This is a genomic window from Mycobacterium toneyamaense, from assembly GCF_055384815.1.
This window is the reverse complement of record NZ_AP040333.1, coordinates 5,704,522-5,720,480: the sequence shown is the minus strand read 5'-3', so window position 1 is coordinate 5,720,480 and position 15,959 is coordinate 5,704,522. Positions and strand designations below refer to the sequence as shown.

The window sequence follows — 15,959 nt, the reverse complement described above, 5'->3', positions numbered from 1 at the left end:
AATTCGGGAGTCACGGGCTGTCCATGTGGCGCGGGTTGGATACCGGTGTGCGGCCTTCGGCGTCCAAGGTGGAGTTGTATGCGGCGATTCGCCGGGATGCCCGCGCCGGGAAGTCGGCGCGGGCGATTCAGCGCGAGTACCGGGTGTCGTGGACGACGGTGCACAAAGCGCTGGGGTCGGCGTGGCCTTCGGAACGTAAGCACTATCCCAGCCGGGGCAGCAAGATCGATGACTACCGCGAGGTCATCGACGGTTGGCTGCGCGCCGATCTGACCGCCCCGCGCAAACAACGCCACACGGCCAAGCGGATCTTCGACCGGCTGCGCGAGGAGCACCAAGCCGACGTGTCGTATTCGCGGGTGCGGGCGTATATGTCGGTGCGCCGCGGGGAGGTCCTGGCCGAATCCGGCCGCGCCCCGGTCGAGGTGTTCGTCCCGCAATCGCACCGGCCCGGCGAGGAAGCCGAGGTCGACTTCGGCGATGTGGTGATCGAACTACGCGGCCAGCCGGTCACGTGCACGTTGTTCTCGCTACGCCTGTCGTTCTCCGGCCGCGCGGTCCACCGGGTGTTCCTGTCCGCCGGCCAGGAAGCGTTCCTGGAAGGCCACGTGCACGCCTTCGAGGTTCTTGGTGGGGTGCCATTCGGCCGAATCCGTTACGACAACCTGAAATCGGCGGTGTCGGCGGTGCTGGGGTTGTCACGGCACCGGGTGGAAAACGACCGCTGGGTGGCGTTTCGCTCCCACTACGCGGTGGAGGCTTTCTATTGTCAGCCGGGCATCGAAGGCGCCCACGAGAAAGGCGGCGTGGAAGGCCAGATCGGCTGGTTTCGCCGCAATCACTTCGTCCCGGTCCCGCAGGTCGAATCGATCGCCGAACTCGACGCCATGATCGACAAATGGGACGCCGATGACCTCGACCGGCGCATCGGTTCCCGGGTCCGCACTGTCGGTGAACTGTTCACCGTCGAGGCGCCATTGCTCTCGCCGCTGCCGGATGCCGCGTTCGAGACCGGCCGTTGGTTCAACCTGCGGGTGGATCGGCACAGTCAGATCACGGTGCGCACCAACCGGTATTCGGTACCGGTCCGGTTCGCCGGCCGCCAAGTTCGGGTGCAGCTGCACGCCTCGCACCTGGAGGTGTACTGCGACCGCCAGCTGGTCGCGACCCATGAACGCTTGCCGGGCAAGGCCGAAACCCGGCTGGAATTGGATCACTACCTGGAGATCCTGCTGCGCAAACCCGGTGCCCTGCCGGGGTCGACGGCGTTGGAGCAGGCCCGCGCGGTTGGGCGTTTCACCCCGGTGCACGACGCCTGGTGGGCCGCGGCACGCAAGACTCACGGTGACGCCGCCGGCACCCGCGAACTGATCGGCGTACTCCTGGCGCACCGGCACCTACCGCACGAGGTGGTGGTCATCGGGTTGGCCCGCGCCCTGGCCGCCGGAGCGCTCACCGCCGATGCCGTGGTCCTGGAAGCGCGAAAGGCCGCTGAGGACAGCACCTCTGAACTGTCAGATGAACACCGCGAAACCGGCGATGACACCGAGGCGGTGGCGTCGTTGACCGCAAGGCGGCTGGCCGCGTTACCCATTGATTCCCGCCCGCTGCCCTCGGTGGCGGCTTACGACGCCCTGCTGCGCACCCCCAGGAAGGACACCGCCACGCCATGACCACTACGACTTCTGTGAGCACCAGCCTGCCGCACCGGCGCGGATTGACCGAGCAGGCCTCCGACGCCGCGGTCGAGCAGGCCTGCCGGATGCTGCGTCTACCGACGATCCGCGCCAACTTCGCCGAGCTGGCCGATGAGGCCGCCGCCGAGCAGATGTCCTACCGCGGATTCCTGGCCGAGCTGTTGATGGCCGAATGCGATGACCGAGCCCGGCGCCGCGCGACGCGGCGGATCAAAGCCGCCGGGTTTCCCCGCGATAAGTCGTTGCGGGCCTGGGACTTCGACGCCAATCCGCACGTCGATGCCGCCGCAGTGCACACCTTGGCGAAATGCGAATGGGTCAAGAAAGGGTTGCCGCTGTGTTTGATCGGCGATTCCGGCACCGGCAAGAGCCATCTGCTGATCGCGTTGGGCACCGAGGCGGCGATGGCCGGCTATCGGGTGAAGTACACCCTGGCCACCAAGCTGGTCAACGAACTCGTCGAAGCCTCCGACGACAAACAGCTGTCCAAGACCATCGCCCGCTACGGCCGGGTTGATCTGCTCTGCATCGACGAGTTGGGCTACATGGAACTGGATCGCCGCGGCGCTGAACTGCTGTTTCAGGTGCTCACCGAACGCGAAGAGAAGGCATCGGTGGCGATCGCGTCCAATGAGAGTTTCTCCGGCTGGACCAAAACGTTCAGCGACCCGAGGTTGTGCGCAGCGATCGTGGACCGACTCACCTTCGGCGGCAACATCATCGAAACCGGCACCGACTCCTTCCGCCTGGCACAGACCCGCGCCAAGACCACCGATCAGACCGAGCCAGCCAAGTGATTGAGGATTCGGACCGACCAGCGAGGACCCGCACCGCGGTCAGCGATGGCGAGCTGGCCAACCTCGCAGAAGTGCTCACCGTCCTCGACGAGTTCTTGCGTAGCGATTCCATCGCTACGCTGCTGGTGGCGCACTTACAGGCCAACGGTTATAACCATGCTGGTTATGACGCCGCGCTGCTCATCGACTGGATCAGCTTCACCGCGCATGCGCTGCGGTCCTCGACTGTTACCTCTGATCAGTCGATACCTGTTTGGCCAGTTCAGCCAAGGCGATAACGCCCTGCATCATTTGCCCAGCCAGAACCGAGGGGTCCGTGTCGATCTGCTCACTAATGTTGGCCGTCAACGCCAGTGTGGCCAACCCGTGAGACAGTGACCACCCCGCCATGGCGAGTGCACGGACAGCTTCGTCGGTGACCGGTTCCGAGCGGTGCAATGTCAGACCGGATCGGGCCGTGCCATACAAAATATCGAATGCCGCGTTCTTGGCGACCAACAGCTTCGGGTCGTCGCCGCGGTACAGGTAAGGGCGGAACATCACCTCGAAGTAGCCCCGGTGGGTAAGGGCAAATTTCACATAGGCATGGCCGCCCAACAGGAATCCGGCCGGGCCCGTCGCGGCCGCACGGAGCATTTCTGCCTGCAGGCCGAACCCCTCGGTCGCTACCGCAGTGAAGATGCCGGCCTTGTCACCGAACTGATAAGCCAGTGCTGAGTGGGACACGCCAGCATGGCGGGCGATACGGCGCATGCTTACCGCAGCAACTCCGACGCCCTCCACCTCCTTGATGGCACCGTCGATCGCCGCCCGCTCAAGCTGCCCGTGGTGATACGGCCGCGACCGCGCAGTTGAAGCCATATGGGCAGCCTACCGAGCAATCTGACCATTGATAAGTTTCCTCGGATCGGGCATGCTGACGACAGTTCGAAGAACTGTCCACTGGTCAGATTGCCACTGAGGGGGCTGCCATGAACGACAGCAACGTGACGAGCGCCGAGACACCGGCCTATGGGAGTTCGGCACGCGTGACCCGATGGAGCGGCGTGATCGGGTTTGCGCTGCCGGCGTTGACCTTGCCGGTGTATCCGATCTGGTCCTACCCGCAAACCCAGACGTCGGGCACTGATGTGGCGGTGTGGGCGGTGGACCACCATGATCAGCTGGTCGTTACTCAGCTGCTCAACACTGTGGGCGTCACCCTATGGTTTGTCTTCGGTGCCGGGCTCTGGACTTACCTGCGCGATCGGCTGCCCACGCGATCAACGCTGCCGGTGTGCTTTGCCGCCAGCTTCTTCGGCTGTGTGATCCTCTTGCTCAGCGGCTTCACCGCGTTCAACCTCTTGCTTTACCGGGAACACACCGCAGAGCTGTCAACACTGCTCTACGACTTGACCTTTGGACTGTTGGCGATGTCAGGGATGCCCACCGTCGTGGCGCTCGGCTCATTCGCCATCGCGGTATACCGCCACAGAGTGCTACCCCTATACACCGCACATCTTGCGATCGCAGCCGCCGCAGTACACCCACTCCTGCTCGCCGCATTCATCGTCGAGGAAGGCCCACTTTCCCTGCAGGGCCTCTCGATCACGGCAATGCCGGCCTTCTTGTTCGTATGGATTCTCGGGACAGCGCTCGCGGTGACCCGCCAGCCTTGAGTCGAGAATGTGAAGCGGCGGCACCGGGTCCGAGCCCAGCATCAGTGACTCCCGAATTCGTGAGCAATCTGGCAGCCCAGGCGCCCTCAACGACTCCCGAATTCGTGATCAAACGACTCTCGAATCCGCTGTCAAAATCAGCCCAAGAACCGCGCGTCTCATCAGCACGAGATCGTCAACTGCGCACCGTTCCTCCACCGCGAGCTTGAGATCGTGCGCCCCCGACTGGTGATCACGTTGGGCCGCGACGCCGAACGTGTCGTGTCGTTCTTCTACCCGCGAGCGCGAGTGTCGGTGCCACCCTTCGAGCCGCCGCGGGGGCGGCTTCCAGGGGGCGTGCCGCTCGTCTTCGCCGCGAAGCATCCGTCGTGGATACAGCGCCAGCACGACAACGAACTCGAGGCCGGGTACAAAGCGAATCTGGCCGCGGCGATCCGGTGGAGCTTCGATCGGGTGCGTCAGCAAAACAGGTAGAGGACCCACCCGCCGAGCCCTACCCACTTCCTCCCGGAGTTCTCTGTTTTAGAGAATGCAGCCATGCCGCCGCGCTTCCGCGAGACCTGGGTCCCTTTCTGTCTCGACGATCTCGACCCCGCCGAGTCCATCCCGCTGCGCGACCCCGCAGAGTTCGTCCCGTACTTGACCGAGAAGTGGCCCGAGGGCGGCCGCCCCCACCGCGTAGAACTCCGCCGAGACGGCCGCCCGAACCCGAAGGGCGTGGATGGCTACCTCGTCTTCCGTGTCCTACCTCCGCAGCCGGACCCGGAGGACGCGGGCAAGCGGACGGTGACGGTGGACTGGTCGCAGCTGCGGCCGAAGCCACCCGTGAAGAAGAGGAAGCCGCAGGAGGAGTAGGTCTCGCGAGAGCTGCCTGACCGCCGCGAACATCACCACCGCGTCGGGCCTTCGGCTTACGCTGCGGTGACCGACCGTGTACTGGTGTCTCGTCGGAGGAGGCGTCTGATGGGTCGACGGCGCACGATGGGGAGCAGAGGTGCTCCTCCGGATCTCTACGCCCGCGGCCACCCGGGCGGCTGCACGTGCGCGGCGTGCCTCGGTATCGGGTTCCCGTCCAGAGCGCGCCGTAAGGAACAGGTCGAGCCGCCGGAACCGAAGCTGTGTCCGACTTGCCGCATCGAGTTGCCAGTCACCGGCGAGTGTGACAGCTGCTCTTAGCCGGATCACCGCGAGCCCCACCGCGGCGTCGGTCCCTCCGCTTACGCTGACCCCACCATGCAGAGCAAAAAGCCGTGGCGCCCGAATCCGAAGCTCGAAGAGATCGCCCTAGTGGTGGCACGCGTCGAGCTGATCCCCGCCGACCGTCCCCTCACCTCAGGCGAGATCCGGATGCTCGACAGCCTCGCGGCCCGGCTGCGGCAGCGGTCTCGTAACGACCGGTCCGAAGGACTCCTCGACCTTCTACGCCGCGTGTCCGCGGTTCGTACCCGGACCCGCGAGGCCGGTGTTCCGTCACCCGGCGCGAAGCCTCCAGTTGGGAAAGGCGGCGGATGGCTCGGTCACACCCACCGCGAGCTGTCCGGGCTGGCGGCCAAACAGCCGCTCCAAGGCAAAGGCCTCGCGCGACTCCACGAGATCGTGAACGAGGCAGCACGCCTCGTAGAAAAGGGACCCGAGTACCGGCGTCTCTACGAGCGGGCGCTGCAGATCCAGAAGAAGGCCCTGCGGCCGCCGCGACAGAAGGGGCCGACCGGCAAGTCCCGCGGGCTCGTCAAGAACCCAGAGCTGTTGTTCGGCGGGCGCGAGGTGCTGGGCGGGGCACCGTCGACGGGGCGTAGGTCCTGACAATCCCGAGCTGCCCGCCCTCCGCAGCGCGATCATCAGCAGCCACCGCCGCAGCCGCCCCCGCCACAACTGCTTCCGCCCCCGCACCCGCTGTGCCCGCCCCCGCAACCTGAGTGGCCTCCGTGGCCTACATGGCCTCCGTCGCTGTAACCCGAGGAGTCTGCACCGGCCGTCCAGCCGGCGCCGGCAGCAGACCCGAACCTTCCGCGGCGGGCAGGTCCAAAGCGCCGAAGCCCCCGTCGCTTGACGGTTGCGAACAGGGCGATGAGCGCCACGTCGAACGCGATGACCACCACCGGAATCGTCCACCACATGGACGAAGCGCACCACCACCGCGGCGCTACCGATCCCAACTCCGGTGTCGCACCCGCCGCGTACCGTCCACGGCATGGGGATGCGCCGGGGTGTAGTCCGAGTCGCACTCAGCACGCGCACCGCCGACGACGATGACCACACCGCGATAGCCGGCACACCGCTGTGGGTGGTGTCCTGGACGGTGCGCGAACGCCCCGGTCACGAACGGACCTGGAGCGCGCCGAGCGCCTCCGAGACCGGGGCGCGCACCATGGTGCAGAACCTGCTCGCGGAGCGACTGCCGGGTCTCAGCGAGAGCGACGTGTACAGCGAGGAGTTGGACTGACCGCCTACCCGCACGGCGCACCCGGATGGCCTCGACTCTGCTCCTCGGACCACGACATCCCCGGGAGCGCAACGGAAAGGAGACGGCCGTGAAGCTCGCCGCAGCGATCACCGCCGCGCTAGGCGCTCTGGTCACGCTGATCGGGTCGATTCTGATGGTCCGCATCCGCCCCGACAACCCGCGGTACCAGGACGACGGCCTTCTCTACCCGGGGCAGCAGGAGTCGAAGGTCGTGCCGGCGCTGCTCCACGACCAGCAGTTGGCCACGGCCCTCATCGCCGCGGGCGGCGCGATCCAGATGGTGGCCACCGTCCTCGCTCTCGTGGCCTGATTACTGCGACTCACACGTGTGCTGGTCGACTGACGTCGCTCCAATAATCACCGCATGAGGTCGCCTCATCGACTCCTACGTGAACCAGCCCCGGATTCGATCCCACAGGCTGGGCGGCTTCGGCTCGGGTCGTTGCTGTGGATTGTTCTGCCGCCACGCAGGGACATCGCCGCACGGTTCTTCGATCCCGTAGCGGATGCCGCGTATGGGATCGGGCAGCGCACCGCGCTCACCCATGGTCGGCCGTCTCCGCTCGCTCACGCCGCCCGCCCTCCGATAGTCCGTCCGTGTGCAACTGAATGTAGGCCCGGCCAGACGTACGAAGGATCACTTCGATCGCATCTCCCATTCCAGCCTGCGCGACCGACTGCCCGGGCAAATTAACAGAGAGGGACCCGGGCGTCAGCCCTTACGCACGGGGATGGCCTCCGCCAGCTCGCCCGACAGTCGCCACCGGGCATGGTGGCCGTCCGCGACGGAACGGCCGGTGCTGAGGGTGATGTGGGCGGCGACGCAGAAGTCGTCGGCGGGGTTCCACTGCACTCCCGTCGGGCCGAACGATGACAACAGTCGCCTGCCCCCGAGTGCGGCCCATCGCCGATCATGAAGCTGGTCCCGCAGCGTCTCCGCCGATCCCAGCCCCGCCACCTCGAGCCGCTGAGCTTCGACGACGCCGTCGGAGCCCTCGTGGCTGTGATAGGCGCTGATGATGCCGTCGAGGGTCGGCTTCACGATGTCGGCCAACGAGTTCGCGGGCCTGTCCTTTCTCGTGTCCGTTACGTGGACCTTGAGAAGGAATCGTGTTGGCGCAGTGGCGGTCTCGGCTGGTGGCGCCGCGAAGTCCCGTATCGCCTTCCACACCGGGGCGGGCTTGCCGGTAACGGAGTCCACGGGGACCCCGGTGAACGCGGCCACTTGCTTTCCAGGTTTCCAGAACTCGTACGCGTCGTCGCGCGCCTCGCGGTAGCGCTGGTAGTGCAGGGTCGCACCTTCGGTAAGTCCGCTGCCCGACGGTGGCGGCGGCATCTCGTAGCCGCGTTCGAAGGTCACCGAACGTGCCATCAGTGGGCGGAGCGCGGCGCTCCCTACGTTGTAGAGCAAGACGTTCTCGGTATCGACAAATGCGCCGTCGTCGGCTGCGCTGTACACCGCGTGCAGGTTCCCACCCGACTTCGCAGCTGAGTCGCGCAGCGCTCGGCGCAAGTCGTTGCGCATGTCGAGCACCCAGTCGCGCGGTTCGAACGGCAGGCGGACCGTCGACCACAGCTCGATGACATCGGGGGCGGCTTGCAACACGTAGGGGACCGACATGCCGACACACTATGAGGCTGGCCGGTCGCCGCAGGGTCGACTTGCGCGACGGCCGGTCATGAACTTCGAACTCAGTCTCGTACCGCGACTCTGGCCGTAGTCTGCTCCCTGTGGGGAACCTGGACATCAACCCCGCCCCTGACGAGGGCGATGCCCCTGTCGCTGGCGCTTTTCTGACACTCGGCCACGTGCTTGCCGCGCTCGGCGCCGAGCACGACCCGCCCATCAGCCTCGACGACATCCGCGTGATCCGGCACAGCTTCAACACGGGGGAGGAGTTGGGTCTGCGCGGGCCGGAGGATCTGACCGAGGACAAGGTTCGGCGATACACGCGGTTCCAAGGCGCCTCACCCCGCCAATTCCCTCCCGAACCGGAGCGGTTCTGGGTGGTCCTGGTCGCCGACGGTAAGAAACGGTCCCGGTTGTGGGGAGTGTTCGAGAACCGCGGCGAGATCACCGCCGAGCGCACGGCCGACGTCCGATACTTCGATCTGCACCGCAGCGACTTCCTGACTCCGCTCGTCAACCGACTCGTCGTGGAGTGGGACACCCCGCGGGTCTGGCACCGCCGCGCTTCCCGCGTGGCGGGCATGCCTGTCCTCGAGATCGCCGACCGCGATCACGTTCCGTTTCCGGGGTTCGACAAGGTGCTGCTCACCTTCCACGAGCTCGGCGAGATGGTGTCGGATCGCCGCTACGCCGACTGGCGGGCCGCGCTGTCACAGGTGCAGGGCATCTACCTGATCACCGACTCCTCCAACGGCAAGCAGTACGTCGGGAAAGCCGATGGCGCCGAGCGGATACTGCAGCGGTGGAGGTCGTACGCACAGGACGGTCACGGTGGCAACCACGCGCTCAAGGAACTCGCCAAGATCAGCATCGGAGCCGGCGGCGGCAAGACCGACCATGCCCGGCACTTCAGATTCAGCATCCTGCGCGTGTTCGGCCCCAGCACCTCGCCCTCGGAAGTTAACGAATCAGAGTCCCACTACAAGCGGGCGCTGATGACTCAGGAGTTCGGCCTCAACCGGAACTGAGCACCCGAGTCAGCACGAGACTACTTCCCACGCATCTCGTCACTCATCCGCTCGAAGTAGGACTCGACTTGAGCTTCCTCGAAGTCGCTTATCTCCTGTTCCGTCGCGTCGTCCGCTTCCAGCTCGATCTCCAGCGGCACCCCAGCCTCGACGAGATGCTCCCGGCGATCCAGCTTGAGTCGGCACACTCCGCACTCGAACCGGTCGGCAGAGCCTTCCCGTTCGACATATGCAGCACCGGCGGGTTCGTACCCGTATTCCCCGGTATCCGAGTACTCGACCATCGGATGCCCGCGGTGCACCTCGTAGACCACCCAGCCCATGTTCTGGCACGCGGGGCATTCGTGCGGCGAGGCCTCCTCTCGGACCGAATCGATCGTCGGCGGCACCAGCGCGTACTGCTTGATGATCTCCGCTCTGCCCGCATCAACCAGGCTCCGCTCCAGCCTCTGGTAGTCCTCCCTAGCTCGGCGCACCATCTGCTCATACCGGGCCTTCGCCTCGGTGACCGCTTCGTCGACGATCGCGCGGACGAACTTCTCCGCCTCCTCGCCACCCCAATACCGAACCTGTTCCGAACGTTCGGTGCCTAGGTGCGTGAACACCTCGTCGGTGAGCAGCACCATCTTCTTGAGCGCGGCCTCGTTGGCCTTTGTCGACGCGACTCCGAGGTGAATGGCTGCGTTTCGGACCTGGAAGATCGATTCGAAGTCCTTCTTATTCAGCTTCAGGCTGCACTGAGCGTTTGCTCGGTCGAAGGCGACCAGTCCCGTGACCGTCGTCAGCTGTGGCAGGTGGTCCTGCATGGTTCCCTTGTCGTCCAGCGTCAGTGCTGTCTCGACCGCGTACTTGTCGGGCAGCAGGTGGAAACTCTGACGTGCCAGCGCGTGCTTGAGGAGAAGCTCCACAGCGGTTCCTATGGAGATCGCCACCCGCTGTGCGTCCCAGGCAGCCTCGCCGGGATACAACTCATGCACAAGGCGCGCATGGTGAGAAGAGCCGTCCCACAGAACATCCGGCAGTTTGTCGTACGCGACGTGATGAGCACCGGCTGGCCAACCCTGAGTCATGGGCTCACGGTAGTTCGCCCGCCGCACTCTTCTGGCGAGTATCGAGACGCCGGGGCACACTCGCGCGAAACAGTGATCGTGTCGTACATCTGGGGTGTACCCAAACGCGTCGCGGGCCGGTTTCTGTCAGTGCGCACATCTAGGGTCCGAATCGCATTGATGGACACAGTGTCGCGGCAGGTCTCAGAGGCTAACTCGACACATCAAGCCGGGGACGCACCGTGGGCGAACGAGTCGGGTATCTGCGAGTCAGTACTGCCGACCAGAACACCGAGCGGCAGCTCGACGGTGTTCCGGTGGATCGCGTCTTCGAGGACAAGGCCTCCGGCAGGAGCACCGACCGGCCGGCACTTGCCGAGGCGCTGCGGTTCCTGCGCGATGGCGACACCTTCGTCGTGCACAGCATGGACCGGCTCGCCCGCAATGTCGACGACCTCCGCCGCATCGTCCGCGAGCTCACCGCCCGCGGCGTCCGCGTCGAGTTCCTCAAGGAGGGGCTGGCCTTCGCCGGGGACGACTCCCCGATGAACAACCTGCTCCTGACCATGCTCGGGGCCGTCGCCGAGTTCGAGCGCTCCCTCATCCTCGAGCGGCAGAGGGAGGGCATCGCGTTGGCCAAGGCGCGCGGGGTCTACAAGGGGAGGAAGGCGAAGCCGACGGGTGAGCAGGCTGCTGAGCTGCGGGCGCGGCTCGCGGCGGGTGAGTCCGCGACGAAGCTCGCCGCGGAGTACGGCATCTCGAGGCAGAGCGTCTACAACTACCGCGAGGCGAAGGAGAACGCGGCATGATCGTGAACCCGGCGAACGCCACCCCCATCCCCGGCAAATTACTCGGGAAGTGCTTTCGCTGCTCGCCGCTCGATTTCGTAGAGGTAGAAGAAATTGTGCTTGGCTACTTCTCTTCGCGCCTTGATGAAATCCGCAGCTAGCTTACCGGCAGCAGTAGCCGCGCCAACGGAGGCGCCTACCCAACCTGCCACGTTGATAGTCTCCGCGACAGCGATTCCAATGCCGGGTCCCGCGTACGTTTTCAGATCACCCAGTGCGTTCAAGAAGAACATTTGGCGGAGCGATTTTTCCCGCACAAGTTCTTCCACCTCTTCTATCGCTGGCGACATTTTCGACTGCCATGTGAAATCAACGAATGCGGCAAATTCTTCGTCGACGGGGTGTGCAACCTGCCCTTTGACAAGCTCCAGAGTCGCGGACCGGAATCGACGAAGCGGGGCTTGTAATTGTTCCCGCGCGTGCCACACCTCCGTCCATTCAATCTGACGAATGGACGGCAAACGTTGAATCGCGCCGACACCCAAAGATCCCTGAGCATTCAGCGTTTGGGCGTAGGAGACCAAGTTGTCTTTCCCGAACTGCGTCGCCCTGATGTCGATATTGCCGCGCAAGTCATCAAGAAGCCCGATGCGCCCTTGGGTCTGGATAATATGATTGGCGAGTAATACTTCGCTCACACACTCGTCGGATTTCATATGCGTATACGGAGTACGCCTGACGCGATCAAGTATTTCCGAAAAGAGATCGTAGTCTCTTGGCAGAAGACTGTCGAAGACGAAATCAATCACGGAATCTCGATTTATATCCTGCATGACCTGCACGTGCTGCCAGATTCCGTCGACATCATCAACCGATAGCTTTGAGATTTCGTTTGAGTGCCACTCAACGACCATCTCATTGGCCGGCTCATCCAATCCGACCAGCACGTTATCTGGCTCTTCATGATTGAGGGTGTAGAACGGTCAGCTGCTGTCGGCCTGTGATTGGGGTGTCTGGTTGGCTGGGTGTGTGCCGGAGGAGAAGCGGAAGAGTAAGAGGAAGAGCGCGGTGTCCGGGGGTGGTGTGGACCTGTCGATGCTGCAACAGCTGATGGCCGATGCTGGCCGGGATTTGTTCGCGGGAGTGTTCGATGAACCGACACCCGAGGTGGGAGCTGTGCCGGAGCGTGTGCGGGGTTTCCGGGTGCGGGTCGACCTGATGTACGCCAAGCCGCCGATCTGGCGTCGTCTGGTCCTGCCGGGTGACCTCGTGCTCGATGAGCTGCATGACGTGCTGCAGGTTGCGATGGGCTGGCAGGACGGTCATCTGCATAAGTTCGGTGTCGGGGCGGACCGGCGTACCCGTGTCTACTTCGTCACCAGATTTGATCTCAGCGAAGGCGACGACGGTCTCGTCGAGGACGGTGTGCGCCTGGATCAGGTGGTCTCCGGTAAGGGCGACCGGTTGTTCTATGACTACGACTTCGGCGACGGATGGGAGCACGTGCTGGTGGTCGAAGACGTTCTCGATGATCCACCTTCGGCTCCGGTGTGCCTGGCGGGCAAGATGGCCTGCCCGCCGGAGGATTGTGGTGGCTTGGGCGGCTATGAGGAATTGGCTGCGTGGGTTCGTGGCGGGTACGACCCGCGGGCAACACCGATGGGGCTGGGTGCGCAGGAGATGCGCGACTGGCTGCCCCGAGGCTGGCACCCCGATCGTTTCTCGGTGACCGAGACCAATGACGCTCTGGCCGCGTCGAATATGCGTTGAGGACTCTTCACTGCCGAGGTGCAAGGAGCTGAGTTCGGAAGCCTCCGGTCTCGAGCAGTGACCGGGCGATGTAGTTGGTGAGGTTGCGGAAGCCCAGCGCGGATCCGCGCAGGTGTTCGAGGCGGCCGTTGATCGCTTCGGTGGGCCCGTTGGAGGTGCCGGGGCGGTCGAAGTAGGCCAGCACGTCGGCGGCACGCTTCTTCAGGGTCCGTCCCAGGGTGATCAGTTCGGTCAGCGGCTTGGGAACGCCGGTGCTCAGCGTGGTGATCAGCGCCGCCATCATCGTGCGGCCTTTCGTGCGGTCGGGTTCACGATACGCGGCCACGGTGCGCTGATACATCTGCCAGGTGGCCTCGACTTCTGCGTGGGCGTCGGCGGCGAACAAGGCGGCCAGCCGGGTGCGCTGGCGGTCGGTGAGCAGATCGGCACCGGTGTGCAGGGTGCGTCGGCAGGTGTAGAGCGGGTCGGACTTGCGGCCGCGGTGCCCACATGTCGCCAGCTGCACCCGGCGGCGGCACTCATCGAGGGCGTTGCCAGCCAGGCGCACCACGTGGAAAGGGTCCATCACCGTCGCCGCCTCGGGCAGTTCCTCGGCGGTAGCGGTCTTGAACCCGGAGAAGCCATCCATAGCAACAACGTCCACGCCGTCACGCCAGTCCTGCGGCCGCTCGGCCAACCAGTCCTGAAACGCCTTTTTTGAGCGACCCTCGACCATGTCGAGCAGCCGAGCCGGACCGGTCCCGTCACGCACAGGGGTGAGATCGATGATGACGGTGACGTACCTGTCACCGCGACGGGTGTGCCGCCAGACGTGCTCATCGACGCCGATCACCGCCACGCCGTCGAAACGGGCCGGATCGGCGATCAGCACCCGTCGGCCTTCTGCCAGCACCGCGTTGTTGGCGGTGTTCCACGACACCGCGAGCGCTTCGGCGATGCGAGCCACGGATAGATGCTGGCAGACAATGGCTTCCAGCGCCCACCGCAGAGCACGCCGCGACAGCTTGGCACGTGGTTCGGCCATCCTGGTGGTGTCTTGTCGCCACACGTGGGCGCAGCCGGCGCACCGGTAGCGACGGATGGTCACCAGCAGTGTGGTGGGGCGCCACCCGAACGGCTCATGGGCCAGAGTACGGGTGAGGCTGTCGCGTGGGATGCCTTCTTCGCCGCAGCGACGACACCACCGGTCCTCGTCGGTCACCCGGCACGCCAGCACAGCACGGCCGGGCTCAAGGCGTTGTCCGGTCACCTGCAGCCCAAGTTCGTCGAGGCGGCAGAAAGTCGTCAGGTCAGCGCAGGCGAAGCCCGCCCGACCGGTAGCGTCAGGCACGTCGAGGTCTTTCGGATGAGGAGTGTAGGAACCCTCATTTTCGAGAGACCTCGACCTCTATCCCGGCAACGACGCGCCAACCACCTCTACACCCTCATCTGTGAAGAGCCCGTTATCTTCACCAAGATAGGACGAGTCGAGTCCCTCGAATTCGACTATGTCCTCGGAGACGTCTAGTAACTCAAAGTAGTCTGCGGCCTCCAGGGCATGGTCGCGCTCATCGGACCACACAACTAATTTGTCTGCGTACAGCAGGGCGGGCGCGATCGCACGGCTGCCGGTGCGCAAGCTGCTACCACCTGCACCCGGATGCCAAGTCACTACCATTTCAAGCACACGGACTCCTTCAGCGGCTGTCCACGTCAGTTTGGGAACTTGAGACTAAGGCAGTGAAGCCCGAAGCTCGCGCCGCCGCACGCACGTCTAGACCGGCCCGTTCATGCGTCGCTGCGAGCACGCGGCCGGTTGCGGCGCCGGGACGGTCGTGTCGCGGAAGTACTCAAGGAACTCGAACTTGTGCTGGTTACCTCTGGTCGGGTCAGAGATCGACGTCGCTGAAGAGTTGGTAGAAGTACGGGATGTCGTCGATTGGGCCGTTGTCGACCCGCTTGAAGGCCTTCCCGATCGGATTCACCCGCGACGCGGTGGACGCACGGAACACGGTGAGCGGCATGAAGATGCGGGTGATCTCCGGCGGGGTTCGCGCCCACTCGTAGCCAGCGTTCCGGACGAGTACCTCCCCGACGTAGCAGCCGAACACGAAGATGGTCTCGGCCACCGCGTCCGAACCCGGCTCCCGGAAGCTGTCCAAGACTTCGTCCACCAGCCTCAGCGACTCTGGGGTGTAATCGAGGTCGATGCCGGAGACGTTTCGCGCGGCATCGACGGCGCGTTGCGCCAGCTCGGCGGCGTGCTCCGGGTCCGGTGGTGCCGGAAGCCGCAGTGGACGGCCGTCCCACGCGGGGCCGGTCACTGCGGCACGACGAAGTCGGCGACTTGCACCCTCACCGCCGCGATAGCTTCGTCGATCCGTTCACGCGGCCACGCCACGGATCCGCCGAACGCCCACATCACCGCCAGTTCCCGCAGCTTCCCGATCACGTAGGAGAACTGCGGCAGCTTCAGAGGCGGCGCGTACGCGTCAGACTGAATCTGTTCCACGAGAAGGCCGTTCAGCCGGTTCGTCATCGCCTGATGAACCACCGGTGGCCCGGGTTCGCCGCCGTTCTCCGGCAGCGACAACCACAGTTCGACCTTGGTAGCCCGGGGGTCGCTGTCGCGGGTGAGCACCCGGTACGCGGCGGCGATGACCGCCTCACACGGAGCCCAGAGGCCGTAGTCGCCGATGAACGGGATGTCGGTGACCACCGCCGCCAGCTCGTACATCGCGTCACTGTCGGCGACGAGGCTGAGAAGCATCGCCGGTTCGAGCAGCGTCTGCATGCCGACATCCCCGCCGACTGTGCCCTTCTTCAGCGCACGGTCGACGATCTGCTGGCCTCGCTTGCTGAGCAGCGGCGCGCACCGGGAGTACACATCCGCGAGGCGGGGTTTGACGGCGTCGTTCAGTTCGGCCATTTGCGCCGTGGAGAACCGGGTGATGGCTACTGCTCCTTCGCCGTGACCAGGTGCGGGGGAGGGGAACCCGGTCCGCTCTCGGTTCTTGTCCGAGTCGTCGAGCTGGAACGTCTCGTCAAGGAACGCAACGTAGCCACCAGGCGCTCGCGCATATGCCTGCGCCAGCATCC

At 64.9% G+C, this 15,959-nt stretch carries 19 protein-coding genes; 11 read left to right on the top strand and 8 right to left on the bottom strand.

Going from position 1 to position 15,959, the window contains the following annotated elements:
• Window positions 1–23 precede the first annotated feature (23 nt).
• Window positions 24–1,673 (top strand): IS21 family transposase, encoded by a 1,650-nt coding sequence (istA, locus tag ACZ5IQ_RS27615; RefSeq protein WP_464480545.1) that lies wholly within the window; start codon window positions 24–26, stop codon window positions 1,671–1,673.
• Entirely contained in the window at window positions 1,670–2,494 is an 825-nt protein-coding gene (gene istB / locus ACZ5IQ_RS27610; protein WP_406802785.1) for an IS21-like element helper ATPase IstB, read from the top strand. The genes istA and istB overlap by 4 nt, the downstream gene beginning before the upstream one ends.
• A 228-nt stretch (window positions 2,495–2,722) precedes the next feature.
• Here istB and ACZ5IQ_RS27605 read toward each other — a convergent pair whose 3' ends face one another.
• A complete protein-coding gene (locus ACZ5IQ_RS27605; protein WP_406802784.1) occupies window positions 2,723–3,355 on the bottom strand; it encodes a TetR/AcrR family transcriptional regulator in 633 nt (210 codons plus the stop codon).
• Window positions 3,356–3,465: 110 nt separating this feature from the next.
• Here ACZ5IQ_RS27605 and ACZ5IQ_RS27600 point away from each other — a divergent pair, with 110 nt between their 5' ends.
• From ACZ5IQ_RS27600 to ACZ5IQ_RS27575, 6 genes are all read left to right on the top strand, one after another.
• A complete protein-coding gene (locus tag ACZ5IQ_RS27600; protein ID WP_406802783.1) occupies window positions 3,466–4,152 on the top strand; it encodes a hypothetical protein in 687 nt (228 codons plus the stop codon).
• A gap of 123 nt (window positions 4,153–4,275) precedes the next feature.
• The gene (locus ACZ5IQ_RS27595; RefSeq protein ID WP_082761689.1) at window positions 4,276–4,626 is read left to right on the top strand and encodes a uracil-DNA glycosylase family protein; all 351 of its coding nucleotides are present in this window, start codon (window positions 4,276–4,278) and stop codon (window positions 4,624–4,626) included.
• A gap of 63 nt (window positions 4,627–4,689) precedes the next feature.
• Window positions 4,690–5,007: a hypothetical protein gene (locus ACZ5IQ_RS27590; RefSeq protein ID WP_061006252.1), complete on the top strand. Its 318-nt coding sequence runs from the start codon at window positions 4,690–4,692 to the stop codon at window positions 5,005–5,007.
• 378 nt (window positions 5,008–5,385) lie between these two features.
• Window positions 5,386–5,955: a hypothetical protein gene (locus ACZ5IQ_RS27585; protein ID WP_061006253.1), complete on the top strand. Its 570-nt coding sequence runs from the start codon at window positions 5,386–5,388 to the stop codon at window positions 5,953–5,955.
• A gap of 388 nt (window positions 5,956–6,343) precedes the next feature.
• Window positions 6,344–6,595 carry a hypothetical protein gene (locus tag ACZ5IQ_RS27580; RefSeq protein WP_162563609.1) on the top strand — a complete coding sequence of 84 codons (252 nt, stop codon included), beginning with the start codon at window positions 6,344–6,346 and terminating at the stop codon, window positions 6,593–6,595.
• An 88-nt stretch (window positions 6,596–6,683) separates the two neighbouring features.
• Window positions 6,684–6,926 (top strand): hypothetical protein, encoded by a 243-nt coding sequence (locus ACZ5IQ_RS27575; RefSeq protein WP_162563608.1) that lies wholly within the window; start codon window positions 6,684–6,686, stop codon window positions 6,924–6,926.
• A gap of 402 nt (window positions 6,927–7,328) precedes the next feature.
• On the opposite strand, the gene ACZ5IQ_RS27570 is transcribed toward ACZ5IQ_RS27575, so the two are convergent.
• Window positions 7,329–8,237, bottom strand: coding sequence for a hypothetical protein (locus tag ACZ5IQ_RS27570; RefSeq protein ID WP_061006123.1), 909 nt, complete (start codon window positions 8,235–8,237; stop codon window positions 7,329–7,331).
• Window positions 8,238–8,347: 110 nt separating this feature from the next.
• Here ACZ5IQ_RS27570 and ACZ5IQ_RS27565 point away from each other — a divergent pair, with 110 nt between their 5' ends.
• Entirely contained in the window at window positions 8,348–9,274 is a 927-nt protein-coding gene (locus tag ACZ5IQ_RS27565; RefSeq protein WP_234785299.1) for a GIY-YIG nuclease family protein, read from the top strand.
• 20 nt (window positions 9,275–9,294) lie between these two features.
• Here ACZ5IQ_RS27565 and ACZ5IQ_RS27560 read toward each other — a convergent pair whose 3' ends face one another.
• The gene (locus ACZ5IQ_RS27560; protein WP_162563606.1) at window positions 9,295–10,344 is read right to left on the bottom strand and encodes a hypothetical protein; all 1,050 of its coding nucleotides are present in this window, start codon (window positions 10,342–10,344) and stop codon (window positions 9,295–9,297) included.
• Between the two features lie 221 nt (window positions 10,345–10,565).
• Between ACZ5IQ_RS27560 and ACZ5IQ_RS27555 the strand changes: the two genes are divergently transcribed.
• Window positions 10,566–11,132, top strand: a complete 567-nt coding sequence (locus tag ACZ5IQ_RS27555; RefSeq protein WP_061006121.1) for a recombinase family protein — start codon at window positions 10,566–10,568, stop codon at window positions 11,130–11,132.
• A gap of 38 nt (window positions 11,133–11,170) precedes the next feature.
• On the opposite strand, the gene ACZ5IQ_RS27550 is transcribed toward ACZ5IQ_RS27555, so the two are convergent.
• Window positions 11,171–12,058 carry a hypothetical protein gene (locus ACZ5IQ_RS27550; protein WP_464480544.1) on the bottom strand — a complete coding sequence of 296 codons (888 nt, stop codon included), beginning with the start codon at window positions 12,056–12,058 and terminating at the stop codon, window positions 11,171–11,173.
• Window positions 12,059–12,179: 121 nt separating this feature from the next.
• On the opposite strand from ACZ5IQ_RS27550, the gene ACZ5IQ_RS27545 reads away from it, so the two are divergent.
• Entirely contained in the window at window positions 12,180–12,881 is a 702-nt protein-coding gene (locus ACZ5IQ_RS27545; protein WP_052583420.1) for a plasmid pRiA4b ORF-3 family protein, read from the top strand.
• A gap of 7 nt (window positions 12,882–12,888) precedes the next feature.
• On the opposite strand, the gene ACZ5IQ_RS27540 is transcribed toward ACZ5IQ_RS27545, so the two are convergent.
• From ACZ5IQ_RS27540 to ACZ5IQ_RS27525, 4 genes are all read right to left on the bottom strand, one after another.
• Window positions 12,889–14,211, bottom strand: a complete 1,323-nt coding sequence (locus ACZ5IQ_RS27540) for an ISL3 family transposase (protein ID WP_052545499.1) — start codon at window positions 14,209–14,211, stop codon at window positions 12,889–12,891.
• A 57-nt stretch (window positions 14,212–14,268) separates the two neighbouring features.
• Window positions 14,269–14,547: a hypothetical protein gene (locus tag ACZ5IQ_RS27535; RefSeq protein WP_464480543.1), complete on the bottom strand. Its 279-nt coding sequence runs from the start codon at window positions 14,545–14,547 to the stop codon at window positions 14,269–14,271.
• Window positions 14,548–14,749: 202 nt separating this feature from the next.
• On the bottom strand, window positions 14,750–15,184 hold the full coding sequence (locus ACZ5IQ_RS27530) for a hypothetical protein (protein ID WP_204158502.1): 435 nt from the start codon (window positions 15,182–15,184) through the stop codon (window positions 14,750–14,752).
• Window positions 15,181–15,957, bottom strand: a complete 777-nt coding sequence (locus tag ACZ5IQ_RS27525; RefSeq protein WP_234785298.1) for a hypothetical protein — start codon at window positions 15,955–15,957, stop codon at window positions 15,181–15,183. Before ACZ5IQ_RS27525 ends, ACZ5IQ_RS27530 begins: the two co-directional genes overlap by 4 nt.
• Window positions 15,958–15,959 lie beyond the last annotated feature (2 nt).